The 25,066-nt window shown below is 57.0% G+C and carries 24 protein-coding genes and 1 other RNA gene; 17 read left to right on the forward strand and 8 right to left on the reverse strand.

Going from position 1 to position 25,066, the window contains the following annotated elements; all coding sequences use genetic code 11:
* Positions 1-10: 10 nt before the first annotated feature.
* The 3 genes from rsgA to AC2FJW_RS14315 form a co-directional block, all read right to left on the reverse strand.
* Entirely contained in the window at positions 11-1,039 is a 1,029-nt protein-coding gene (gene rsgA, locus AC2FJW_RS14305) for a ribosome small subunit-dependent GTPase A (RefSeq protein WP_496706757.1), read from the reverse strand.
* Positions 1,040-1,197: 158 nt separating this feature from the next.
* An RNA gene (ffs, locus tag AC2FJW_RS14310) (signal recognition particle sRNA small type) lies at positions 1,198-1,296 on the reverse strand.
* A gap of 39 nt (positions 1,297-1,335) precedes the next feature.
* Complete coding sequence (locus tag AC2FJW_RS14315) at positions 1,336-3,177, reverse strand: 5'-nucleotidase C-terminal domain-containing protein (protein ID WP_496750411.1); 1,842 nt, start codon at positions 3,175-3,177, stop codon at positions 1,336-1,338.
* 195 nt (positions 3,178-3,372) lie between these two features.
* On the opposite strand from AC2FJW_RS14315, the gene nudC reads away from it, so the two are divergent.
* The 3 genes from nudC to AC2FJW_RS14330 are packed head-to-tail and all read left to right on the forward strand — an operon-like array spanning position 3,373 to position 5,353.
* Complete coding sequence (nudC, locus tag AC2FJW_RS14320; protein WP_496697668.1) at positions 3,373-4,353, forward strand: NAD(+) diphosphatase; 981 nt, start codon at positions 3,373-3,375, stop codon at positions 4,351-4,353.
* A gap of 40 nt (positions 4,354-4,393) precedes the next feature.
* A complete protein-coding gene (locus AC2FJW_RS14325) occupies positions 4,394-4,861 on the forward strand; it encodes an SRPBCC family protein (RefSeq protein WP_142636970.1) in 468 nt (155 codons plus the stop codon).
* Between the two features lie 24 nt (positions 4,862-4,885).
* Entirely contained in the window at positions 4,886-5,353 is a 468-nt protein-coding gene (locus AC2FJW_RS14330; protein WP_496750413.1) for a GNAT family N-acetyltransferase, read from the forward strand.
* A gap of 1 nt (position 5,354) precedes the next feature.
* Here the strand turns inward: AC2FJW_RS14330 and AC2FJW_RS14335 are convergent, their stop codons facing one another.
* The gene (locus AC2FJW_RS14335; RefSeq protein ID WP_496750415.1) at positions 5,355-6,188 is read right to left on the reverse strand and encodes a prephenate dehydratase; all 834 of its coding nucleotides are present in this window, start codon (positions 6,186-6,188) and stop codon (positions 5,355-5,357) included.
* A 119-nt stretch (positions 6,189-6,307) separates the two neighbouring features.
* Between AC2FJW_RS14335 and AC2FJW_RS14340 the strand changes: the two genes are divergently transcribed.
* The 5 genes from AC2FJW_RS14340 (at position 6,308) to AC2FJW_RS14360 (ending at position 12,672) form a co-directional block, all read left to right on the forward strand.
* A complete protein-coding gene (locus AC2FJW_RS14340) occupies positions 6,308-6,817 on the forward strand; it encodes a c-type cytochrome (protein ID WP_496750441.1) in 510 nt (169 codons plus the stop codon).
* A 174-nt stretch (positions 6,818-6,991) separates the two neighbouring features.
* Positions 6,992-8,896 (forward strand): extracellular solute-binding protein, encoded by a 1,905-nt coding sequence (locus tag AC2FJW_RS14345; protein WP_496750416.1) that lies wholly within the window; start codon positions 6,992-6,994, stop codon positions 8,894-8,896.
* A 9-nt stretch (positions 8,897-8,905) separates the two neighbouring features.
* A complete protein-coding gene (locus AC2FJW_RS14350) occupies positions 8,906-9,991 on the forward strand; it encodes a microcin C ABC transporter permease YejB (protein WP_142636962.1) in 1,086 nt (361 codons plus the stop codon).
* Positions 9,992-11,098 (forward strand): ABC transporter permease, encoded by a 1,107-nt coding sequence (locus AC2FJW_RS14355; RefSeq protein WP_142636960.1) that lies wholly within the window; start codon positions 9,992-9,994, stop codon positions 11,096-11,098.
* Entirely contained in the window at positions 11,095-12,672 is a 1,578-nt protein-coding gene (locus tag AC2FJW_RS14360) for an ABC transporter ATP-binding protein (protein ID WP_496750418.1), read from the forward strand. Before AC2FJW_RS14355 ends, AC2FJW_RS14360 begins: the two co-directional genes overlap by 4 nt.
* A 19-nt stretch (positions 12,673-12,691) precedes the next feature.
* Here AC2FJW_RS14360 and AC2FJW_RS14365 read toward each other — a convergent pair whose 3' ends face one another.
* Positions 12,692-14,620, reverse strand: a complete 1,929-nt coding sequence (locus tag AC2FJW_RS14365) for an elongation factor G (protein WP_496750420.1) — start codon at positions 14,618-14,620, stop codon at positions 12,692-12,694.
* Between the two features lie 209 nt (positions 14,621-14,829).
* Complete coding sequence (gene hemN, locus AC2FJW_RS14370; protein WP_496750421.1) at positions 14,830-16,185, reverse strand: oxygen-independent coproporphyrinogen III oxidase; 1,356 nt, start codon at positions 16,183-16,185, stop codon at positions 14,830-14,832.
* A 61-nt stretch (positions 16,186-16,246) separates the two neighbouring features.
* Between hemN and fnrL the strand changes: the two genes are divergently transcribed.
* Entirely contained in the window at positions 16,247-16,990 is a 744-nt protein-coding gene (fnrL, locus tag AC2FJW_RS14375) for a transcriptional regulator FnrL (RefSeq protein WP_281973102.1), read from the forward strand.
* Between the two features lie 72 nt (positions 16,991-17,062).
* Positions 17,063-17,317 carry a GlsB/YeaQ/YmgE family stress response membrane protein gene (locus tag AC2FJW_RS14380; RefSeq protein ID WP_142636950.1) on the forward strand — a complete coding sequence of 85 codons (255 nt, stop codon included), beginning with the start codon at positions 17,063-17,065 and terminating at the stop codon, positions 17,315-17,317.
* 28 nt (positions 17,318-17,345) lie between these two features.
* Here AC2FJW_RS14380 and AC2FJW_RS14385 read toward each other — a convergent pair whose 3' ends face one another.
* Positions 17,346-18,185: a universal stress protein gene (locus tag AC2FJW_RS14385; protein ID WP_142636947.1), complete on the reverse strand. Its 840-nt coding sequence runs from the start codon at positions 18,183-18,185 to the stop codon at positions 17,346-17,348.
* Positions 18,186-18,380: 195 nt separating this feature from the next.
* On the opposite strand from AC2FJW_RS14385, the gene ccoN reads away from it, so the two are divergent.
* From ccoN to ccoP, 4 genes are read left to right on the forward strand one after another with little or no spacing between them, the layout of a single operon-like run.
* Positions 18,381-19,988 (forward strand): cytochrome-c oxidase, cbb3-type subunit I, encoded by a 1,608-nt coding sequence (gene ccoN / locus AC2FJW_RS14390; RefSeq protein ID WP_142636945.1) that lies wholly within the window; start codon positions 18,381-18,383, stop codon positions 19,986-19,988.
* Positions 19,989-20,002: 14 nt separating this feature from the next.
* On the forward strand, positions 20,003-20,731 hold the full coding sequence (gene ccoO, locus AC2FJW_RS14395; protein ID WP_142636943.1) for a cytochrome-c oxidase, cbb3-type subunit II: 729 nt from the start codon (positions 20,003-20,005) through the stop codon (positions 20,729-20,731).
* Positions 20,732-20,742: 11 nt separating this feature from the next.
* Positions 20,743-20,955: a cbb3-type cytochrome oxidase subunit 3 gene (locus tag AC2FJW_RS14400; protein ID WP_142636941.1), complete on the forward strand. Its 213-nt coding sequence runs from the start codon at positions 20,743-20,745 to the stop codon at positions 20,953-20,955.
* Entirely contained in the window at positions 20,952-21,815 is an 864-nt protein-coding gene (gene ccoP / locus AC2FJW_RS14405; RefSeq protein WP_142636939.1) for a cytochrome-c oxidase, cbb3-type subunit III, read from the forward strand. Before AC2FJW_RS14400 ends, ccoP begins: the two co-directional genes overlap by 4 nt.
* 103 nt (positions 21,816-21,918) lie before the next feature.
* Here ccoP and AC2FJW_RS14410 read toward each other — a convergent pair whose 3' ends face one another.
* Positions 21,919-22,101 (reverse strand): hypothetical protein, encoded by a 183-nt coding sequence (locus AC2FJW_RS14410; protein ID WP_496750423.1) that lies wholly within the window; start codon positions 22,099-22,101, stop codon positions 21,919-21,921.
* 100 nt (positions 22,102-22,201) lie between these two features.
* Here AC2FJW_RS14410 and AC2FJW_RS14415 point away from each other — a divergent pair, with 100 nt between their 5' ends.
* From AC2FJW_RS14415 to AC2FJW_RS14425, 3 genes are all read left to right on the forward strand, one after another.
* Complete coding sequence (locus AC2FJW_RS14415; RefSeq protein WP_496709410.1) at positions 22,202-23,077, forward strand: LysR family transcriptional regulator; 876 nt, start codon at positions 22,202-22,204, stop codon at positions 23,075-23,077.
* Positions 23,078-23,177: 100 nt separating this feature from the next.
* Entirely contained in the window at positions 23,178-24,605 is a 1,428-nt protein-coding gene (gene ccoG / locus AC2FJW_RS14420; protein WP_281973105.1) for a cytochrome c oxidase accessory protein CcoG, read from the forward strand.
* 2 nt (positions 24,606-24,607) lie between these two features.
* On the forward strand, positions 24,608-25,066 hold the full coding sequence (locus AC2FJW_RS14425) for a FixH family protein (protein WP_496750424.1): 459 nt from the start codon (positions 24,608-24,610) through the stop codon (positions 25,064-25,066).

Below are 25,066 nucleotides of genomic sequence, written 5' to 3' on the forward strand. Positions count from 1 at the left end.
TTTGTCACGCTTAGTGTCTGCTGCGGGACTTTTTGTCGTGCATGACGGATCGCACCATTTTGCCAAAGGCTTTGTCACGTGCCCGTGACTGCGCGAGGGTCTCGGAATTCCTCTGATCTTCGCGCCGAAGCTTGTGCCAGCGCGCCAACCGGTCGGGCTCAATCACGCCATTGGCAATCGCCTCCTGCACAGCACAACCGGGTTCGGCCTGGTGCTGGCAATCTGAGAACCGGCACGTTGCAGCCAATTCCAGAAGGTCGGAGAAAACCTCATCCACGCCGTCTTGGGCATCCATCAAACGCAGGGCGCGCATTCCTGGCGTATCAATCAGCCACCCCCCGTTTCGCATCGGGTGAAGCGCACGATGGGTCGTGGTGTGGCGACCCCGTGCGTCATCCTCGCGGATCCCCGCCGTTGTCCCGGCCTGACCAGTCATGGCGTTCGCCAATGTGGTTTTGCCGACACCGGATGAGCCGACCAAAGCAGCAGTTTGCCCGGCAGGGCACCAGGACAGGATCGGATCAATCTCTGACGCCTCCAGCGCGTTGACGGTTAGAACGGTCAGAAACCGAGCCAGCGAACTGGCCTGACTGGCATAGCTCTCTGGGTCAGGGCAGCTGTCGGCCTTGGTCAGGACAACAACCGGATAGCATCCGGCCTGATGCGCCAGTGCCAGATAACGTTCAAGCCGGGCCAGATTGAAATCGGCATTGCAGGAACTGACGATATACAGCACGTCCACATTCGCCGCGATCAGCTGAACCTGCGCACCGGTGCCTGCGGCCCGGCGTTGCAAGAGGCTTTTGCGCTCCAAAAGATGCCGAATGCGGTTTTGATCATCCGCAAGGACCCAATCGCCAACCGCAAATTCGCCGGTTGATCGGTCAGGGGTCAGATCAGATGTGCCGCCAAGCGCATTCAGGCCGATCAGGCGATCACGATGGACGGCGTTGATGCGATGCGGTGTGCAGGTAGGGTTCACAGCATGTTGGGCTGCAAAATGAGAGGACCATCCCAGGTCCGAAAGTGTTTTGGACATTGTTCTGCCTGTGTTCAGATACAGGAAACCATCAGGGTGGCAGGCGCGCACCCATCGGTAACGTGTTCAGGCAAAAGCGGGGGTTAGTCCCGGAAACGCTCTGCCCGAAGGGTCATTGCTACAATCATAAAGTCCCTCCTGCGGCAGTCGTTGCGCGTAAGTGAGAGGTTGGACATCGACCCAAGCGGGGCTCGTTGTGGCTGCTTCCTTCCGGATCTGACCAGGTTGGCGAGGCGCTCGCCCGCGCCAACCTCTCGAGGGTGGATATAGGCAGTTGGCCGGAAAAACACAACCCGTCAGAAGGTCAGAAGAATCCGTAAAAAGCCATTTTCGTCGGTTCCAAGGACTTGTGGATCAAATTCCTTAATGTCCTGCAGATGTCGGTGGGCATTTGGACCGGTGCGTAAGATCGCCTGCGTACCAGTGTTACTGGTGATTCTGAAGGGGTCCTGGGCCTCTTCCAGCGGATCGCTGACCAAGGTGCCTGACAGATAATCCAGTAGGGCTTGCTGGACCGGCAGGATGGGCATGTCGATACGTTGCGCATTACCCGCAAATGGGAAATGCCCGCCCCCGCTGGCGCGATAATTGTTAAGCGCGACGGCAAATTGCTGATCCGGTGCAATGGGGGTGGCACCGACCAGAACTTCTGAAACGCGCCGGTTTTCGGCGTTGATCAAGGTGCCCATATCGTCGAAACGCGGAGGTTGTGTCAGATCAATTCTGCAGGACAGCCCGTATAGCACATCAAAGTTGTGACCCACCCGATTTTCGCAAATAAGTTCGGATGCAGATCCGGTCGAAATCTGGTTGAAAACAGCTGCGGACATCTCAAGCCAGTCCACGATTTGGTCACCGGATACAATGACACCCTGCAATTCGTTTGGAAAAACATGCAGGTCAACCACGTTACGCAGGAATATCTCGCCAGGCTTAACATCCGTATAGAATCGCGGCCCGGCCCGACCGCCGAATTTCGAAGGTGAAACCGCCGATAAAATCGGAATATCTGCCAGGTCGGTATCGGACATACACAGACGTAACGCGGCAGCCTGGGCGGCGGCGACCAGCCTCAGCCCACGGTCCTCGGTGCAAAAGCTGAAATAGCTGTGCAGATGGTGCGGGGTGCGGCCGACCGGCTGGCCCGCTCGCCTGCGGGTTTCGGCATGACCAGAGGAAAACAGATGCAACAATTCCGGATCTTCGGGCGCCAGTGATACCATTTCGTCGGGACGCCCCGCAGATATCGGTCGTAGCGCCGCCCGGGCTTCGCCAACGGTCCAGCCGCCGCGCTCTGCCGAGTGAAGTTTCAGGTCGACCACCCCCAGATGTGATCCGGCCGTTCCGGGTAAGACAACTGGTTTGCCATGCACCAGAGTGTTTTCAGAGCCGGCCTTGGCGGGATAGGTCAAATGGGAATGGCCAGCAATTATTGCGTCAATACCTTCGATTTCGGCCAGCGGAATAATCGCGTTTTCCATATTCTGTTGTGACGTGTCCGGTCCGAAACCGGTATGGGCCAACGCGATGATCAGGTCGCAATTTTCGTCTTGGAGCTTTCTGACTTTGTTTGCCGCACAAGTCAGGATGTCCTGAGTGGTAAGGGTGTCGTGCAGCTTGTGCGCCTCCCATTGCGCTGTCTGAGGGGGGAGGACCGAAAAAACACCAATTTTCAAGGCTATAGGTGTCGGCGCGCCAGGGATCTCTTTGTGCAAAATGACATGATCTTGCCAGATCTCTGGCCCATTCGTGCGCAAGGCATTGCTGCTGAGCACAGGGCAAGGGGCGTCAGAGATAACGCGCTGTAAGAATTGAAGCCCGAATCCGAAGTCGTGGTTTCCCAGGCCAATCGCGTCATATCCCAGGCTGCCGAAGGCCTGCATCAGGATGTGCGGCGCATTGGCGGGATCGGCAGCCCAATCCCCCAACGGTGTACCCTGCAGAGCGTCTCCGTTGTCGAAGAGCAAGACGATATCTCCGTCTGCCTCAGCCTCGTTCCGCGCCTGCCGGATCAGGCTGGCCGTTCGGGTCAATCCGATCGTAGGTTCGTCTTGATCCGCGTAATAATCAAAACTGCACAGGTTCATGTGCAGATCGGTGGTCGCCAAAATCCGGATACCTACAGACTGATCAGACAAATGCGAAATTGTTTTCAATACTCTACTTTTGGCAGTTTTATGAATAACAACTTCAACAAAAAGCATAGTAAGTGCAAATTTTTTTATGCACTTGCGGTAATTTGACAGGATCGCCTCGGTTTTTGGTCGTGGAATTGTCGTTGCAACACCGACGCTGTCATGGCAGCCCTGTGCAGGCGAACCAGAGGAATTTAAATGAAGAACGCGGAACAGGTAACGTTTGGTGGATCAGGGCTGGATCGTGCCGCACATCTTCGTGGAGACGTCGACGCGATGGCAGCAGCGCGAGCACATCCGAAAGCGAAATGCCTGTTGCTGTGGCGCGGAAAGCTGCTGGTTCAAGGAGAGGCCCTTGATCAACTCTGCTTGTTACCTGTCTTGCATGAGCTGATCGCAAATGGTCCCGGTGGGATCGTCCCAGCGCCAGTATTGCTTGGTCTCTCGGATGAAGTTCCGGTTTTTGCCTTTGATATATCCGATTGGATGCCCGAGGGCGTTGACCTGTCCGAGCTTGGAGCATTCTTCGACCGATCAGAGCAACAGCACCCGGATTTGCCTGAAGGTCAGGTTTTTGTCGAATTGCGCCGCATCATGGCGCGCCTTTCCCCACGTGATGCCGAACTTTCGGCTTCCGCCAAGGCGGTCATCGCCTGGCATGAAACCCATAGGTTTTGCGCCCGTTGCGGCGCCGCCAGCGAGATGTCGCAAGCAGGATGGCAACGCAGTTGCCCGTCGTGTGGGGGGCAGCATTTCCCACGCACCGACCCGGTGGTCATCATGTTGATCACATATGGGAATTCGGTGCTGATGGGGCGATCCCCGGGATGGCCTGAAGGGATGTATTCGCTACTGGCCGGATTTGTCGAACCCGGAGAAACGCTGGAAGCGGCGGTGCGCAGAGAGGTGATGGAAGAGGCCGGTGTCCCCGTCGGGCAAGTAACCTATCTTTCCAGCCAGCCCTGGCCCTTTCCGGCGTCACTGATGTTTGGCTGTGCAGGCGAGGCATTGTCGCAAGAAATCACTATAGATCCGGTTGAAATCGAAGACGCGATATGGGTGAATAAGGCTGAAATGATGCAGGTCTTTGCTGGGGAACATCCCAGCCTTCTGCCAGCGCGCAAAGGCGCGATTGCGCATTTTCTGCTGCAAAACTGGCTTGCAGATACGCTCGACTGACAAAATACTGGGCGAATAGGCAAGAGAACGATAACCCACCATGCAATTCTCCGCACGTGAAGATATTCAGGCCCCTGTCAACGCAGTGTTCGAAATGTTTGCGGATTTCGAACGGTTCGAGCGGATGGCAATGCGCCGCGGGATCGAGGTCCGGCGTTTGTCAGGGCATATGGGCGTTGTGCCCGGTACATCCTGGGAGACCGAGTTCCGTATGCGCGGAAAGCCTCGGCGCGTGGAAATCAATATGGCCGAATGTGATCCACCGACCCATATGCGGTTCGAGGCGGCAAGCAAGGGAATGAATGGCTCAACCAGGGTCGAGTTTCTGGCCCTGTCGCAACGTAGAACCCGGCTGACCGTGGATATGTCGCTATCGGCCAAATCCCTGCCTGCACGGCTGTTGCTGCAATCGCTCAGATTGGGTCAGTCGCGGTTCCGGCGACAGTTTCAGGCCCGCCTCAGCGAATTCGCGCGGGAAATGGAAGAACGTCATCTGCACGGTTCTTGAGAATTCCGAGACAAGAGGCCCTGAATGTCTGATGTGATATTGCGCAGCGCTGTTGTGGATGACGCCAAAGGTATTTCCGAGGTCCTGCAAGAGATCGTGACCGCCGGTAAGCGCACCAAACCCAGCGATGAGAGTTTTGCCAAAGAGCATTACATCAGCCACCGCGGTAGCATCCAATGCACCGTGGCGGTGCAGGGTTCACAGGTATTGGGCTTTCAGGCGCTGAAACTGGCCGTCGACGGAAACACTTATGGCGTAACAGCCGGTTGGGGCATCATCGGAACACATATCCGCCCGTCAGCCGCGCGCATGGGGATCGGACGGGCCCTGTTTCAGGAAACGCTGCTGGCGGCCCGCGCCGCAGGTCTGCCTGCAATAGACGCGACCATTGGCGCGCAAAATGCCGAAGGCCTCGCCTATTACGCGGCCATGGGATTTGTCGATTACCGCTCACATGAAGGGGCGATGTGCAAGAAATACCGGCTGGGTTGAGCTAGCCGCGCGGCTGGACTGCCGGATAGACGCCCAGAATCTCGACATTGGTGGTGAAATGTTCCAGCTCTTCCAGGGCCAGTTGTACATTGCGGTCATCCGGGTGCCCGACAATATCCGCATAGAACTGAGTGGCCGTGAACGACCCGTCGACCATATAGCTTTCCAGCTTGGTCATGTTGACACCATTGGTGGCGAACCCGCCCATCGCCTTATACAGCGCTGCTGGGATGTTACGGACCTGAAACACAAAGCTGGTGATCATCCCGTGCGCCCCGCGCCGCGCCAGGTCCGCATCGCGTGACATGATCAAAAAACGCGTGGTGTTGTCGTCGCTGTCCTCGATATGGCGGGCCAGGACGTTCAGGTTATAGATCTCTCCGGCCAACTCGCTGGCCAGCGCGGCAGAATGCAGTTCGGCAGCCTCGGAAACCTCGCGCGCGGCGCGGGCATTGTCCGGGCTGACGCGTCCGTGAATGCCGTGCTGCTTCAGGAACCCAGCGCATTGTGGCAGCAGTACCAGATGCGAATGCGCTTCGGTGATGTCGCTCAGCTTGGCACCGGGGACTGCCAACAAATTGATGTGTACGCGAACAAAAGCTTCGTCGATGATATGCAACCCGCTATGGGGCAGCAGGCGGTGAATATCGGCCACCCGCCCATAGGTCGTATTTTCGACCGGAAGCATCGCCAGGTCTGCTTTGCCGGACCGAACTGATTCGATCACATCCTCAAATGTGCGGCAGGGCAGGGCCTCCATATCGGGACGAGCGTTTCGGCATGCCTCGTGGCTATAGGCACCGGGTTCTCCCTGAAATGCGATACGTTTTGTCATTTGGTCGATTCCGTGCAACAAGTTCCAGAATTGGGCGTTTAGTCGCGGTGTCTATACCTTGCCTCTTGTAAGGGGAAGCCTTAGACACCCCGCAGACAGCTGAAATGGACTCGCGATCAATGTTCGACACGATGACAGTTACCAAGGCCGCAGCAGGCCTGTTTGGCACCTTCCTGGTGCTGCTTCTGGCCAAATGGGCCGCAGAAGAGCTTTACCACGCCGATGCCCATGGCGAGACGGCTTCGTACATCATCGAAACCGAAAGCGCAGGCGAAAGCGCCAACGGTGAAGAGGTAGTATTTGAAGAGCTGCTGGCCGCCGCCGACGTTGAAAAAGGCGCCAAAGTTTTCCGCAAGTGTACCGCGTGTCACAAGCTCGAAGACGGTGCAAACGGCACAGGCCCTTATCTGTATGGTGTCGTTGACCGCCCTGTTGCAACGGCCAACGGTTTTACCGGCTATTCGGCGCCGATGCAGGCCCATGGCGGCAACTGGACACCCGAAGCCCTGGATGCCTTCCTGACCCGGCCAGCCAGCTATATCTCGGGCACATCCATGAGCTTTGCTGGCCTGAAAAAACCGCAGGACCGTGCCGATCTGATTGCCTATCTGCAGACAATCGGCAACTGATGCCAGACCGGCACATCTGAAATTCAAAGCCGCTGCCCCGTGCAGCGGCTTTTTTTGTATGAAGAAACCTTCACAATGCGCTCACGCATTCTAAACTTGAATCAGTCAACGCTGGACCTTTAGCTTCGTTCAGGCGCAAGACTATAAGAAGTGACGCAACAGGGGATGAGCCAAATGGAATCCAACCGACAGATTGTTCAGGCACGTGCATTGGATTTCAGAGGTTGGTTGACCATACCGATTACCGGCTTTTTGCTGCTTGCGCTCTTGACCTCTCAACTGTTTGCCGAAGAGACCATCATCAAAAGCCACGGATTCTCGGAATTTGGCGATTTGAAATACCCTGAAGGGTTTGCCCATTTCGATTATGTAAATCCTGATGCGCCGCGCGGCGGAGAGTTGTCTTATGCAGCGCAAGGGACATTTGATAGTTTCAACCCCTACACGCGGCAGGGCCGCGCGGGTGCGCGTTCTGCGGATCAGTATGAATCCCTGATGGTCGCGTCCTATGATGAAACGGCCACTTACTACGGTCTGCTGGCAGAAAGCCTTGAATACCCGGAAAGCCAGGATTGGGTCATCTTCAACATGCGACCTGAGGCGCGGTTTTCCGATGGAACCCCGGTGACTGCCGAAGATGTTGTGTTTTCGCATAATCTGCTGCTGGAACAGGGGTTAAAATCCTATGCCGACGCCGTCCGCGAGATGATTCCGCGTGCCGAAGCGCTGGATGATCATCGGGTTAAATTCTACTTCGCACCGGATATCCCGCGCCGTGGCCTAATAAGTCAGGTTGCCGGGACATCTGTGTTTTCCAAGGCCTGGTTTGAAGCAGACCCCGAAAACCGGCGGCTCGACAAATCCCGGCTTGAGCCCGGTATCGGATCCGGACCTTATGTTTTGGACAGTTATGACATCAACCGGCGCATCGTCTACAAGCGCAACCCGGACTATTGGGGCGACCACGTTAATGTGAATGTTGGCCGCAACAACTATGACTCCATCCGGATCGAATATTTCGCGGACTCGATTGCTGCGATGGAAGGGTTCAAGGCGGGCACGTTCACACTGCGCCAGGAAAACAATTCAAAAAGCTGGGCAACGGCCTATGATTTTCCTGCCATAACAAACGGAACAGTGGTTCGGGTAGAGCTGGAAGACGGGGATGTCCCCAACGCTTCGGGCTTTGTCATGAACCTGGACCGACCGCAATTTCAGGATCCCAAGGTGCGCGAAGCCGTCCAGTTAGGGTTCAACTTCGAATGGACGAATGAAAGCTTGCAATATGGCCTGTTTCAGCAGCGCGACTCATTCTGGCAGGGAACTCACCTAGAGGCGACGGGGCTGCCCGAGGGGCGTGAACTGGAGGTTCTGCAAAGCCTGGGCGATGCGCTGGACCCTGCGGTACTGACCGACCAACCGGTCGTTGCCCATGAATCCCGCGCCGAGCGTCAGAATGATCGTCGCAATCTGCGCGCCGCGATGAAGCTGCTGGATGAGGCCGGTTGGCAGGTGGGCGAAGACGGTATCCGCCGCAATCAAAACGGTGAAGTACTGGCCATAGAATTTCTGTCAGACCAGCCGACTCTTGATCGTATCATCCAGCCATTTGTCGCTAACCTTAGGACGATGGGCATAGATGCGACCTACAATCGTGTGGACAATGCGCAATTCACCCTGCGCCGCCGTGACCGGGATTTCGACATGATTTTCGGCGGGTACCCAAGTTCGCTGCAACCTTCGACGGGACTATACCAGCAATTCGGAACCGAGGCGGCCTCGTATTCCGTATTCAACCCGTCCGGTGCGTATGGCCCGGATATTGAACCGTTGATCGACAACATCGTAGCAGCGACCAACAGCGAAGAGTTGTTTGCCAATGTTCGCGCCCTGGACCGTGTTTTGCGGGCCAAGCGGATCATGGTGCCCACTTGGTATTTGGGCAAATACTGGGTTGCCTATTGGGACATGTATGAATACCCGGAAAACCTGCCGCCTTATTCATTGGGTGTCGAAGACCTGTGGTGGATCAACGCCGAGCAGGAAGCCCAGTTGAAATCCTCCGGCGCCTTGAGGTAATCCGCCCAAATGGGAGCATATATTCTAAGACGCCTGCTGCTGGTCATTCCCACACTGCTGGGAATCATGATCGTCAACTTCACCCTTGTGCAGTTTGTGCCAGGCGGCCCGATTGAACAGATCATCGCCCAGATGGAGGGTGGTGGAGATGTATTTGAAGGTATCGCTGGCGGTGGCGGCGATATCGAACAGCAGACCGGCGGCACAAATGACCGCTATATCGGCGGGCGCGGCTTGCCGCCTGAATTCATCGAAGAACTGGAAAAAGAATTCGGGTTCGACAAACCGCCCTTGGAACGGTTTCTGAATATGATGGGTAATTACCTGACTCTGGATTTTGGCGAGAGCTATTTCCGGTCGATCAGTGTGACCGATCTGGTGCTGGAAAAGATGCCGGTGTCTATTTCGCTAGGGCTTTGGTCGACGCTGATTGCCTATCTGGTGTCGATCCCTCTGGGTATTCGCAAGGCGATCAGGGACGGATCAAGCTTTGACACTTGGACCAGTGGCGCCATCATCGTGGCCTATGCCATCCCGGGATTTCTGTTCGCCATTTTGCTGCTGGTGCTATTTGCCGGTGGGTCCTATTGGCAGATCTTTCCGTTGCGGGGGCTTACCTCGGACAACTGGGACAGCCTGAGTGTATTTGGCAAGATTGCCGATTACTTCTGGCATATCGCGTTGCCGATCCTGGCGCTGACCATCTCGGCCTTCGCAACGCTCACCTTGCTGACCAAAAACTCGTTTCTGGACGAGATTAAAAAGCAATATGTCATGACCGCCCGCGCCAAGGGCCTGAGCGAAAGCCGGGTGCTGTACGGCCACGTGTTCCGCAATGCGATGCTGATCGTAATCGCGGGTTTTCCGGCCGTCTTCATCGGTGTTTTTTTCGGAGGGTCAATCATCATCGAAACCATCTTTTCGCTGGATGGATTGGGTCGCCTTGGGTTCGAGGCGGCGGTCGCGCGCGATTACCCGGTTATCTTTGGAACGCTGTTCATCTTTGGCCTGATGGGTTTGGTGGTCGGCATCATCAGTGATCTGATGTATGTGTTGGTTGATCCGCGCATCGACTTTGAAAAGCGGGAGGGGTAAATGGCGCTTTCCCCCCTGAATCAGCGCCGGTGGCGCAACTTCCGTCGCAATGGCCGGGCGTTCTGGTCGCTGATCATCTTCTCGATCCTGTTCGGCCTGTCGCTATTTGCTGAATTTATCGCAAATGACAAACCGATCCTCGTGAAATACCGCGGTGAGCTTTATACGCCGATCTTCAATTTCTACCCAGAGACCGAGTTTGGCGGTGATTTCCAAACCGAAGCAATCTATCGCGACCCCGAAGTGCGTTGTCTGATAGACAGTGGCGGTTTGGATCAGTGCTTTGACGATCCTGACGGCATTATCGAGCAGATCGAGGCCGGATCCTTTGCCGCCGACGGGTTCGAGCGCGGCTGGGCCATCTGGCCGCTGATCCCATACTCTTTCAAAACCAGCGTTGATCGGCCGGGCGCAGCCCCACTGCCGCCCAATGGTCAGAACCTGCTTGGCACCGATGACACCAAGCGCGATGTGCTTGCACGGGTGATCTATGGGTTCCGTCTGTCCATTCTGTTCACGCTGATGGTCACAGGTGTTGCCAGCCTGATCGGTATCTTCGCAGGCGCCATTCAGGGTTTTTTCGGCGGCTGGCTGGATTTGATCTTTCAACGGATCATCGAGATTTGGTCGGCCACCCCATCGCTTTATGTGATCATCATCATGTTCGCTATTCTAGGGCGCAGTTTCTGGTTGCTGGTGTTGCTTATGATCCTGTTCAGCTGGACCGGATTGGTTGGCGTTGTTCGAGCTGAGTTCTTGCGGGCGCGAAACCTTGAATATGTCCGGGCGGCGCGGGCGTTGGGCGTCAGCAACAGGACGATCATGTTCCGCCACATGCTGCCCAATGCAATGGTCGCCACGCTGACCTTCATGCCCTTCATCGTCACCGGAACGATAGGCGGGCTTGCCTCGCTGGATTTTCTGGGCTTCGGCCTGCCGTCCTCGGCCCCGTCACTTGGCGAGCTGACCTTGCAGGCAAAACAGAACTTGCAGGCCCCTTGGCTGGCCTTTACCGCCTTTTTCACCTTTGCCATCATGCTGTCGCTTCTGGTCTTCATTTTCGAAGGCGTCCGCGATGCGTTTGATCCCAGAAAGACCTTCTCATGAGCCTGCTGGATGTAAACAACCTCAAGGTTTCGTTCCGGCAGGACGGGCAGGTCAGTGCGGCGGTCAAGGGCGTGTCCTTCACGGTGGATCGTGGGGAAACCGTGGCTTTGGTAGGGGAATCCGGGTCCGGAAAATCTGTGACCGCCTTGTCGACCGTCTCGCTGTTGGGAGACAGCGCGATTGTCGAAGGTTCGGTGAAATATGACGGGCAAGAGATGATCGGGACGTCCGAGCAACATCTGATGGATGTGCGCGGCAACGACATCAGTTTCATCTTTCAAGAACCGATGACATCGTTGAACCCGTTGCACACGATCCAGAAGCAGATGGCAGAATCGCTGGCGCTGCATCAGGGGGTGGTGGGCGACGCGGCGCGTGATCGGATTGTCGAGTTGCTGACGAAGGTTGGCATCCGGGACCCGAAGGAACGGTTGGACAGCTATCCGCACCAACTTTCGGGCGGACAGCGGCAGCGCGTCATGATCGCCATGGCGCTGGCCAATAAGCCGGACATTCTGATTGCAGATGAACCGACCACGGCGCTGGACGTGACCATTCAGGCACAGATACTCGAGTTGCTGGCAGACCTGCAGAAAGCCGAAAACATGGGGATGCTGTTCATCACCCATGACCTTGGCATCGTGCGCCGGATCGCCGATCGAGTTTGCGTCATGAAGGACGGAGAGATTGTCGAAGCCGGTGCAACCGCGGACATCTTCGAGAACCCTCAACATCCCTATACCCGGAAATTGCTGGCGGCCGAACCGTCGGGCCAACCCGATCCGGTCGCCGCGGATGCAGAAGAGGTCGCCCGCACCGATCACCTGAAAGTCTGGTTCCCGATCCAGCGCGGCTTTCTCAAGCGAACTGTCGGCCATGTTAAGGCGGTGAATGACGCCAGCCTCAGCGTGCGCGCCGGCGAAACCGTGGGGATCGTGGGCGAAAGCGGGTCGGGCAAGACCACGTTGGCGCTGGCCATCATGCGGCTGATCGCGTCCGAGGGTGGTATCACCTTTCGCGACCAGGATGTGCGCCGTTGGTCCACACGCGAATTGCGCCGGTTGCGCAAGGATATGCAGATTGTGTTTCAGGACCCGTTTGGCAGCCTGAGCCCGCGCATGACCTGTATGCAAATCATCGCCGAGGGTCTGGCAATCCACAAGGTTGATCCACACCGCGCCCCGCGCGATCTGGTGGCGGATGTGATGACCGAAGTGGGGCTGGACCCGGCGTCGATGGACCGGTATCCGCACGAGTTCTCGGGCGGGCAGCGGCAGCGTATCGCCATCGCACGGGCGATGGTGCTACGTCCCAAACTTCTGGTGCTGGATGAGCCGACAAGCGCGCTGGACATGACGGTTCAGGTGCAGATCGTAGACTTGCTGCGAGATCTGCAGCGGAAATACGGGTTGGCATATCTGTTCATCAGCCATGACCTAAAAGTTGTCCGGGCGATGTCACATAATGTCATCGTTATGCGGAACGGTGACGTGATTGAAATGGGCGCTGCCGAAGACCTGTTCGAAAACGCGCAGACAGATTACACCCGCGAATTGATTGCCGCAGCGGGCTGAAGCCCGCTCTCCGTGTTTTTCACGCGTTTGCGGTTTCCCGTGTTGTCGCTTTCGGTATCGGGCCGCGCAGTTCTTCATAGTGATCAAAGCTTAACTTTACCCAACCGGTGCCGCGCGTGGCGCTGGCCAGGGTGCGATGCAACTCATCCTCGGCCACGGCAGGGAGTTGGGCATTGAAAATCTCCCAGCCCGAAGCGTTGGGGTTGCCTTCGAATCCCAGCACTTGACCCTGTAAGGAACTGATCGTGGGGACAATGTCGCCGACAAAATCGGATGGCAGGTGAATCTCTGCGTTCAGAATGGGTTGCAGGACCACCGGTTTGGCCTGAGGCAGCGCCTCGCGTACGGCGTTCTTGCCTGCGGTGCGGAAAGCATAATCGGAACTGTCCACATTGTGGTGTTTGCCGTCACTCAGCGTGATTTTGACATCAACAACAGGGAAGCCCTCGGGCCCCTGCTCCAGCGCGTCCTTGGCCCCGTGTTCAACTGAGGGAATATAGTTGCGCGGCACCGAACCGCCTTTCACGATCTCTTCGAACTGAAACCCTGATCCGCGCGGCATGGGCGTGACCGAGATCACGACATCTGCAAACTGACCCGCACCACCGGATTGCTTGCGGTGACGGTGGCGGTGTTCGATGGGCGCACGGATGGTTTCGCGATAGGCGGTCTCGATCGGGTCGGCCACGATTTCGATCCCGAAATCTTCAGCCAGTTTGGCGGTGATCCTGCGCATGTGCTGCGGGCCTTGAGAGCCCAGCACCGCATGGCCGCTCAGCTCATCCTGCTCCAGATGGAGACCGGGGTCGATCTCGACCAGACGGGTCAGGGCATTCGACAGGCGCACGTCATCTCGCTCATGCGCGGGTGATACGATCTGACGTTGGGCGGCTGGATGTGATGATGCCCATTCCGGTAACGGAGATTCGGATTTGCTGTCGTAAATATTGCCGGGGATCAGGTGATCGGATTTCACGGCCAGCCCGATCTGACCTGCCTCCAGCCCGGAAATCTGGGTCTTGGCGTCAAGTGTCGTCAGATTGCCGACTGTCTCACCTCCCAAAGCTTCATGCGCACGCACGCCATCTCCCAGGCCACGAAGGACGATGATCTTGCCGATATGTTTCTTCACGTCCGCGAATCCCGCAATGGCGCGGGCAGTCTCGGTGGCCTCATCGCGGTTGGCGGCAATGTTGAACTCAGGGGCTTCGTGCCGCAGGGCTTTCATCAGGCGGGTCAGGCCATTGCCATGGCTGGCCGCGCCCAGACAGGCGGGGATCAACTGGTGGTTCTGCAAAACCTGCGCGGCCAGATCGTAGATCTCGGCACTTGCGGGCTGTTTGTCTTCGATCAGCTGCTCCAACAGGTGATCGTCAAAATCCGACAGCGTCTCTAGCAGCTCGGTGCGGGCTTCTTGTTCGCGGTCCTCGACCGCGTGCGGCAGTTCGATCAGGGCCGAGGGCTGGCCTTCCTGATATTTCCAAGCCCGCTCCGAGATCAGATCGACCGCGCCGACTATTGTCTCGCCGTCGCGAATAGGGACCTGACGTAGGGCGATGTGGTGGGTGCAGTAGGTCTGTAGCGCGGCGATGATATCCCGGATACGGCCATTTGGGGCATCCATCCGATTGATGAACAGGAAACAGGGAATGCCCGCCTCTTCAACCAGCCGCAGATAGGGCGCGCACAAGACAGCCGCGTCTGGGTCCGGCGGGACAACCACAACCGCCGCATCCGAAATCGCCATGGCTGGTCCGACATAACCCAGATTGTCGCTGCCCCCGTCCACGTCGATCGCGCACCAGGGCTCGTCCAAGTAAGAAAAACCGTGCAAGTGCACGGTTCCGGAGACATCGAATGTGGTGGGTCGGTCGTCGAGACGGCTTATGGCCTCGACCAGGGTTGTCTTGCCAGATTGGCTGGGGCCGAGGACGGTGAATACGCGCATGAGTGATGTCCCTCTTTTCAGGTTGCAGTAATACCTGCACGAAAAGGGCCGACCCACACGGCTGCGTGGGCGAGGACTGACTGCGAATTCACCTGCCTCAGGGTTCGGAGATCGTTCCGCCCAAGTGTGAAGACAACCAGAGGCTCGCGTCAAGCCCCTGTACTGGTATCTAAGCGGCGGGCCGCACAACCGGGCCCACCTGTAAGCGATCAGATCGCCGAGCTGTGGCCTGCCTTGCTTAGGTCATAGGCGTCAAAGCTGCGGGCAATCATTCGGGTCAGCGGCCGGGCCTCGGGTGGGATGAAGAGGCCATCCTTGGTGACGTGTAGCAGATTGTTGAAGTCGGCATTGGCCCTCTGGTACATCTCGTTCAGCTCTTGGGCGGATATGTTGTGGTCACGCAGAATCTCAGCCGAATTGATCTGAAAATCACACATCAGCGCTTCGATCAGACGTGCGCGCAAAATGTCCTGCCCTTTGAACAAATGCCCGCGCGAGGTCGAAAAGCGCCCCTCGCGGATGGCTTTCGTATAGGCCGATGTTGCCGGTGCGTTCTGGGCGTAGCCCTGAGGAAACCGCGAGATCGAGCTTGCGCCCACACCGATCAGCACCTCGGCCTGATCATCCGTATAACCCTGAAAGTTCCGTTTCAGTCGCCCGGCCCTGAGCGCATGTGTCAGACCATCATCCTGCGTGGCAAAGTGGTCAATTCCGATCTCGGCGTAATCATTCCAGAGGAACAGTCGACGCGCCGTCTCGAACAGCTCCAGACGTTGCTCGGGCGTGGGCAATGCGTCCGAAGGAATCAACTGTTGCCGCTTGGCCATCCACGGCACGTGGGCGTATCCGTACAGCGCAACGCGGTCGGGGTTCAGTGACAGCAGTTTCTGTACGCTTTCTGTCATCCTTGATTTGGTCTGATGCGGCAGACCGTACAGGATATCAGCGTTCAGGCTGGTAATGCCGCGGGCACGGATCATGTCCACAGCTGCGCGCGTGGTGTCATAGCTTTGGACGCGACCGATAGTTTTCTGAATCTCATCGTCGAAATCCTGCACGCCGATCGAGGCACGGTTCATGCCCGCTTCGGCCAACGCGTCCAGTCGGGCTTGGTCAATCTCGTTCGGGTCGATTTCGACCGAGAATTCAGCACCCGGGCCCAGCGGTACAACATCCAGAATGCGTGTGGCCAGATCCCGCATCAGATCGGGATTCAACAGCGTTGGTGTGCCGCCGCCCCAGTGCAGACGCGAGAGGGTGACGCCTTGAGGCAGGCACGCGGCTAGCAGATCAAGCTCGGCCTTGAGGACGTCGACATAGGCGATGACCGGGTTGTCAGTTTGAGTCCCCTGTGTTCGGCAGGCACAAAACCAACACAGCCTGCGGCAGAAGGGCACGTGTATGTACAACGAGACGGAGCTGCCGGGTTTAATGCTGGTAATCCAGTCTTCGTAAAGGTTTACCCCCACATCATTGTTGAAGTGAGGGGCTGTTGGATAGCTTGTGTAGCGCGGTACTTTCGCGTCAAATAGTCCAAGCTTTGCAAGTTGTGGTTTAACTATCATGGCGATACCGTTAGAGGACGGCACGCCTAGCAACCTTGATAGAGATCAAGTGGGAACGCGCATGACACAGATTTTCAAAATCGATCATACAAACTGTGAAGATTGTCCAATCCGCCACAGAGCAGTCTGCGCGCATTGCGATGTTCATGAGCTGGAGCTTCTTGAAGGCATCAAATATTATCGCAGCTTCGAGGCTGGGCAGACAATCATCTGGTCCGGTGATCAGATGAATTTCGTGGGCTCGGTCGTGTCGGGGATCGCTTCTTTGACTCAGACCATGGAAGATGGGCGCACGCAGATGGTTGGCCTTTTGCTGCCCAGCGATTTCGTCGGTCGTCCCGGTCGAGATTCAGCGCCTTACGACGTCGTGGCAACGACTGACATTGTCATGTGCTGTTTCCGTAAGAAGCCGTTCGAAGAACTGATGGGTGCTACTCCGCATATCGCGCATCGTTTGCTTCAGATGACATTGGATGAGCTGGACGCTGCCCGTGAATGGATGCTGGTGCTGGGGCGCAAGACTGCGCGCGAAAAAATCGCAAGCCTGTTGTCTATCATCGCGCGCCGGGATGCTTCGATTGGGCAGAACGGGAGTTCCAGCCCAATCGTTTTTGATCTTCCGCTGACGCGCGAGGCGATGGCAGACTACCTTGGCCTTACACTGGAAACCGTCAGCCGTCAGATATCCGCCTTGAAGAAAGACGAGATCATCTTGCTAGAAGGCAAGCGCCGTGTATCTGTTCCGGATATGGGCCGGTTGATGGAAGAGGCAGGCGACGATTCCGATGGCGGATATCTGGTGTGATTCACATACGGCGTGACCCGTTGTCTTAACCGTGGTTTAGTGGGACCAGTGAAACTGCGTCAGGAGTAAGTCATGGGATTCAGCAGCCTTTTGGCCATGCTGCTTATTGGTGCCATCGCGGGATGGTTGTCCGGAAAGATCATGGAAGGCCGGGGATTCGGCTTGATTGGTAACATCATCGTTGGCGTTGTCGGGGCATTTCTGGCCGGGCTAATTTTCCCAGCCCTTGGTTTTGCCGTTGGCGGCGGTCTGGTCTCGTCAATTATTTTCGCCACCATTGGGGCAATCATTCTGCTTTTCCTGATCGGCCTTGTGAAACGCGGATAAGAGCCGCCCGCTGGGCGGCTCTGCCGTTTCAATGTGCCATGAACACCGGAACAGTCGATTGTTCCAGCATATTGCGTGTCGCGCCGCCCAGGATGGCTTCTCGGAATCGGGAATGCCCATAGGCGCCCATGACGATCATATCTGTTTCGGTATCCGTCGCATGGCGGTTCAGGATGTCCGATACACGCGACATTGTTTTGCTGAGCACGTCGATTTCGCACTTAACTCCGTGGCGCGACAGCATCTGGGACAACAACCCACCGGGGTCCGAGCGATCCGGCCCATGCGTTGGTGGGTCGATCACCACGATCCGCACCTGATCGGCCCCGATCAGGAAGGGTAGGGCGCAGCGAATTGCGCGCATGGCTTCGACGCTTTCGTTCCAGCCGACCAAGACAGTACCGGGCTTGTCAAAAGGCGTCGTGTTTTCGGGTATGACCAGAACCGGAGCGTGACCTTCGAACATGGCTGCCTCGACGATAGGCTCTGCTTCGACGCTGCGGTCTTTTCCGTAAGGTTGCGGCAAAATAACAAGGTCCGAGAACCGCGCCCGATGGGCAACGTGGCGACCAATATCGGCAATCTGGGCCACGCCGCTTTCCGCAGACCAGCGTACGCCGGAACTGTTCAGATAGGTCTCTGCATAGTGCAGGGTGTCCTCGGCCTCTGCTTTGGCGCGGGACAGGGTCTCCTGCAGAATCAGCGCGTTGGCGCCAGCATAGTAATAGCCGGTCTGACTGCGATCGACCCCCAGGCACAGGGCTTCGGCATGCGCATCCTGGGCTGTGGCCAGGGCTGCCATCTGTGCCAGCGCCGGGGCCGATTGTTCCGTTTCCGTTAGAACTGTGAGAAGGGACTTATACGCCATCTTGACCTCTTGCCTCCAGGGCCGTTCCGTCCGCGACATTCCGGCCAAATCATTTCTGTAGCCTTGTCATAATATTCGCTATTCTGTCTTGATACAGATCAAAGCAGTTTGGGCTGTCCTCGGACAAAACAACGACCAGTCAAATGGGTTCCGCGACAAAAAAGAATCGCGCGGAGCATGGCAAAGGGACGCAATATGTCAAATTACATCAAGCTGATCGTGCTTGGTCTGATCGTGCTGTTTGCAGCGATCGGGACCAATTATGCACGCGATTTGGCGTATCAGGTGCATGCAATTCTGGTGATGTTGATCGCCGCGGGATTGTTCATCTGGACGCTTAGAAACACGGATGAGCCAGATATCCTCATAGATCGTTCAGGCGAGTACATGGACGATGTGGTCCGTTACGGCGTAATCGCGACGGCCTTTTGGGGCGTGGTTGGTTTTCTTGCCGGGACATTCATCGCCTTTCAGCTGGCCTATCCGGTGCTGAACTTTGAATGGGCACAAGGATATCTGAATTTTGGCCGATTGCGTCCGCTGCATACATCGGCGGTTATCTTTGCCTTTGGCGGCAACGCACTAATCGCAACGTCCTTCTACGTCGTCCAGCGGACCAGCGCCGCGCGCCTGTGGGGCGGCAATCTGGCATGGTTCGTTTTCTGGGGCTATCAGCTGTTCATTGTACTGGCTGCGACCGGGTATGTGCTGGGCGGAACCCAGTCCAAGGAATACGCCGAGCCGGAGTGGTATGTCGATCTGTGGCTGACCATCGTCTGGGTGGCCTATCTTGCCGTGTTCCTGGGAACAATCGTCAGGCGGAAAGAGCCTCATATCTATGTGGCGAACTGGTTCTACCTGGCCTTTATCGTTACCGTCGCCATGCTGCATCTGGTCAACAACATGACTATCCCTGTCAGCATCTGGGGTTCGAAATCTGTCATCGTCTGGTCAGGCGTTCAGGACGCAATGATCCAGTGGTGGTACGGCCACAATGCTGTGGGCTTTTTCCTGACTGCCGGTTTCCTGGGCATGATGTACTATTTCATCCCGAAACAGGCCGAACGTCCGGTGTTCAGTTACAAGCTGTCGATCATCCACTTCTGGGCGCTGATCTTCCTGTATATCTGGGCTGGTCCGCACCATTTGCACTATACAGCGCTGCCCGACTGGGCCTCGACACTGGGCATGGTGTTCTCGATCGTGCTGTGGATGCCGTCCTGGGGTGGCATGATCAACGGCCTGATGACCCTATCGGGTGCGTGGGACAAGCTGCGTACGGACCCGGTGATCCGGATGATGGTGATTTCGGTCGGCTTCTATGGCATGTCCACTTTTGAGGGCCCGATGATGTCGATCCGAGCGGTTAACTCTTTGAGCCACTATACCGACTGGACCATTGGTCACGTGCATTCGGGTGCGCTGGGTTGGAACGGCATGATCACCTTTGGTGCGCTGTACTTCCTGGTTCCTGTCTTGTGGAAGCGTGAGCGTCTGTATTCGTTGCAAATGGTCAGCTGGCACTTCTGGCTCGCCACTATCGGCATCGTGCTCTACGCCGCGTCGATGTGGGTGACAGGTATCATGGAAGGCCTGATGTGGCGCGAAGTGGATGCCAACGGTTTCCTTGTGAACTCGTTCGCCGACACCGTGGCTGCCAAGTTCCCGATGTATGTGGTGCGAGCTCTGGGTGGGGTCATGTTCCTCGCTGGGGCGCTGATCATGTGCTACAACCTGTGGATGACTGTGCGGAAAGCGCCGGCCAAAGAGGCCAGCCTGACCGTCGCGGTCCCGGCTGAATAAGGAGGGCCGGAGCAATGGCAATTCTCGACAAACATAAGATCCTCGAGACCAACGCGACCCTCCTGCTGATCTTCAGCTTTCTGGTCGTGACCATCGGTGGCATCGTGCAGATCACCCCGCTGTTCTATCTTGAGAACACCATCGAAAAGGTGGAGGGCATGCGCCCTTACACCCCCTTGGAAATGGCGGGCCGTGACATCTATATCCGCGAAGGCTGCTATGTCTGCCACAGTCAGATGATCCGCCCGATGCGGGATGAGGTCGAGCGCTATGGCCACTACTCGCTGGCGGCTGAATCAATGTATGATCATCCGTTCCAGTGGGGGTCCAAACGCACCGGCCCTGATCTGGCCCGTGTCGGTGGTCGTTATTCTGACCAGTGGCATGTGGATCACCTGCGCAACCCGCAGTCGGTGGTGCCTGAATCTGTAATGCCGAAATACGGCTTCCTCGAGCATCGCAAGATTGACGGTAAGTACATCGGTGATGTCATGAAGGCGAATGCGCTGGTAGGCACGCCCTATACCGAAGAGATGCTGGAGAACGCCGTGGCGGATTTCCGGGCGCAGGCCGATCCCGACAGTGACTATGACGGCCTGCTGGAACGCTATGGTGACAAGGTCAGCGTGCGGAACTTCGATGGTCAGCCCGAGCTGACTGAAGCGGATGCGATGGTCGCTTATCTGCAGATGCTGGGAACGCTGGTCGATTTCTCGACCTTCACCCCAGACGCGAACCGGTAAAGGAGGGTGTGATGGAAGAATATACACTCTTACGGCAATTCGCGGATAGCTGGATGTTGCTGCTGCTCTTTGTTTTCTTTGTTGGGATCATAATCTGGGTTTTTCGCCCGGGTTCCAGCAAGGAATACAAGGACACCGCGAATATCCCGTTTCGGCATGATGATGCACCAGCGCCCCTGCGGGGCGACGACAATCCCGCCACATCCAAGGAGGCGCGGCAATGAGCAAGACACCTGAAAAACAGCCGGGTGATCCGAGTACAACCGGCCACAGCTGGGATGGTATCGAAGAATTCGAAAACCCGATGCCGCGCTGGTGGTTGTGGACATTCTACGCCACCATCTTCTGGGCGGTGATCTATACGATCATGTATCCCGCATGGCCCTTGGTTCAATCCGCCACTGCTGGCGTTTTGGGCTGGTCCTCTCGCGCTCTGGTACAAGAAGAGATGATTGCGTTTGAAGAGGCGAATGCCCCTTGGAACGCCAAGCTTGTGGAAACATCGCTTGAAGATATCTCGGCAGATCCCGAACTGCAGCAATACGCGGCGAATGCCGGGGGCGCGGTGTTCCGTACCTGGTGTGCGCAATGCCACGGCTCAGGCGCGCAGGGTGCACCAGGATTCCCGAACTTGCTGGATGACGCCTGGCTGTGGGGCGGTTCGCTTGAGGATATCGAGACCACAATCGCCTATGGCATTCGCAACGAGGAAAGCGACGATGCGCGCTATTCCGAAATGCCTGCATTTGGCGAAATCCTGGAACATGACGAGATCACCCAAGTAGTTCAATACGTGATGTCCCTGACCAATGCGCAGACTGATGACGTAGCTGCGCAGGCAGGCAAGGTTGTCTTCGAAGATAACTGTTCGTCCTGTCATGGCGAGGATGGCACTGGTGACGTCTTTCAGGGCGCACCCAACCTGACCGATGCGATCTGGCTCTATGGTGGCGACGCAGAGGCATTGACTGAGACCGTGACCAATAGCCGTTTCGGTGTAATGCCTGCTTGGGAAAACCGCCTTACCGACGCACAGATCCGCGCTGTGACGGCCTATGTCCACCAGTTGGGTGGCGGTCAGTAAGGCCAAAAGAATACCTTCGGACGGTTCGCCGCCCGAAGGTTAAGGCACCGGCTGTTCTCTCTGTTCGCGCGTTTCCTGAACAGCCGGTGCTACTATTTTCAGACTACAGGCCCCCATTGGTGCAGTCCAGATGCGCCTTTTCGCGCGGGCCAGACTTTTCAATCCACCAGTGATGGTCCGGCAGCCAGCTGCCGCGCGCAAGGTCGCGGCTATCTGTGCCAGTGCCTTTGCCGTTAGCCTCTGTTTTGGTGGCTACCATGAAACTTCGTGCCAGTATCGCAATCATCTGATTCCTCCTGGATTGTGTTGCCGCTGTTATCAGGATTGATCTTTAGCCTGATAAATGCGACTCAATTACCATTCCAATATGTAAGTAGGACTTACAGATGAACTGGATGGATATGCCGCCGCTTGCGGCTTTGCGCGCCTTTTCTGCCTTTGCTGAGACTGGAAATGTTGTTCAGGCAGGGGCGTCGCTGAATGTCAGTCACGCAGCGATCAGCCAACAACTGCGTGCGCTTGAGAAACACCTGGATCTGGCCCTTCTGGACCGATCCGGTAAATCCATGACCCTGACGGCCGAGGGCAAGGTTCTGGCGCGTGCCCTGCATTTGGGATTTGGGGCCATAGGTGCGGCGGTCACTGACCTGAAGCGTGCAACCGAGGATCGCCCGGTCCACGTATCGCTGACGGCCTCTTTCGCAGCTTCGTGGCTTATGCCGCGCTTGCCTGCATTTCAGGCCGAGCATCCAGGCATTCACCTTGCGCTGGATCCCTCGCCCCGGTTGGTCGATCTGCGCCCCGGCGGCGTGGATCTGGCGATCAGATATGGGGCGGGGGACTGGCCTGATGTGACGGCCGAACTGCTGTTGCAAAGTCCGATCGTGATTGTCGCCGCGCCATCCCTGTTGACTGGGCGGGCACCTGTGACACCTAAAGCACTCAGCCGTCTGCCCTGGCTTGAGGAGTTCGGCACAACGGAGGCAACGCAATGGCTGGCCCGTCACGGCGTGGACCACAGCCCCGGCGCTGGCCGCATCGCCTTGCCGGGAAACCTGCTGCTTGAGGGAGTGCGCGCCGGGCAGGGTGTAACAGCCACCGTGCGGCATTTTGTCGAAGCGGATATCATTGCGGGTCGATTGGTCGAACTGTTCCGAGAACCCGACGGGCGCGGATACCATATTGTCACCGGTAATATGCCGCTTCGTCCAGGGGTGAAGATATTTATCAGGTGGCTCAGGCGGCAAGCTGGTAAGATGTGACAAAAGGTGTCTTTACGATGCGCTTTTGACCCATGTCAAAGTGGCTGCCCGTATGATCTGGAAGAAGACGCCGTAGAACAGCTACATCTGGAGCCAGCCCGTGAGCGATTCCGACCCCGCCCCCAGCCTATACGCAGCGCGCGAACCGATCTTTCCCCGCCGCGTGTCCGGCCCGTTTCGCAACCTGAAATGGTTCATCATGGCGGTAACGCTGGGGATCTATTACGTCACACCCTGGATCAGATGGGATCGCGGTCCCAGCCTTCCGGACCAGGCGGTGCTGCTGGATCTGGCCAACCGGCGCTTTTACTTTTTCTGGATCGAGATCTGGCCGCACGAGTTCTATTTCGTGGCCGGCTTGCTGATCATGGCCGGTCTGGGCCTGTTTCTGTTTACATCGGCGCTGGGGCGCGTGTGGTGCGGCTATGCCTGCCCGCAGACCGTCTGGACTGATTTGTATATCTTGGTCGAGCGCTGGATCGAAGGTGATCGAAACGCCCGTCTGCGCCTGCATCGTCAGAAAAAGATGGATTTCCACAAAGCAAGGCTGCGCGTCACCAAATGGGTCGCCTGGCTGTTTATTGGTCTGGCAACGGGTGGTGCCTGGGTGTTCTATTTCGCGGATGCGCCAACGCTGGTCCGTGACCTAGTGACCGGAAATGCACATCCGGTCGCCTATACAACCATATTGATCCTGACGGGGACGACCTTTTTGTTCGGTGGGTTCGCACGCGAGCAGATCTGTATTTACGCCTGTCCCTGGCCGCGCATTCAGGCCGCGATGATGGACGAGGATACTCTGGTGGTTGGGTATCGCGAATGGCGCGGTGAACCGCGCGGCAAAGGCAAGCGGACCGCGGATTCCGATCTTGGGGACTGCATTGATTGCATGGCCTGTGTGAATGTCTGCCCTGTCGGTATCGACATCCGCGACGGTCAGCAGCTTGAATGTATCACCTGTGCGCTGTGCATCGACGCCTGCGATGACATGATGGCCAAAATTGGCAAACCGCGTGGCTTGATCGACTACATGGCGTTGAGCGACGAATCGAGTGAACGCGCCGGTCATCCGCCCAAGAATGTCTGGAAACACATCCTGCGGCCTCGGACCATCATGTATACGGGTATGTGGTCTGCGGTTGGCTTCGCGCTTTTGTTCGCCCTGTTCATCCGGTCTGACATTGATCTGACCGTAGCGCCGGTGCGAAACCCGACATTTGTAACCCTTTCTGACGGCACTATTCGTAACACTTATGATGTACGACTGCGGAACAAACATGGCGAGGACCGCCCATTCCAACTGACCCTGTCCGGTGATCCGGCCCTGAAGATACAGATCGAGGGGGTTGAAGGTGAGACTGTCAATGTGACGGCGGATACGGCACAGTTGACCCGTGTTTACATCGTCGCATCGGGCGACACCGGGCCAGCAACTTTGGATACGACGCCGGTCCGCATCTGGGTCGAAGACCTGCAGAGCGGTGAGCGCGCCTATAAGGACACCACGTTTAACGGACGAGGGAACTGAACATGGCTGAACGTAAATTCACCGGCAAACATGCGCTGGCTGTGTTCGTTGCATCCTTTGGCGTGATCATCACGGTGAACCTGGTTCTGGCCTATAGCGCGGTGAAGACCTTTCCGGGGCTCGAGGTCAAGAATTCTTATGTCGCCAGCCAGGAATTCAACGAACGCCTGAAGGAACATCAGGCGCTGGGCTGGTTTATCCGCGCCGAGATGTCGGGCGGCTTGCTGATCCTGCATATATCCGATCAGATGGGCGCACCGGTCAAGGTGGCTGACCTGCAGGCCGTTGTGGGCCGCGCGACCCATGTCAAAGATGATTTTGCTCCTGATTTCACATTCGACGGGACTGCATATGCGACTCCGGCGTCGCTGGGTCCGGGCAACTGGAACATTCGGCTGGTTGCCAAAGATCACAGCGGGGCCGAGTTTGCACAGCGCGTGCCGCTTTATGTGAAGGGCTAG

This window comes from Ruegeria sp. CDSA020, from assembly GCF_059612345.1.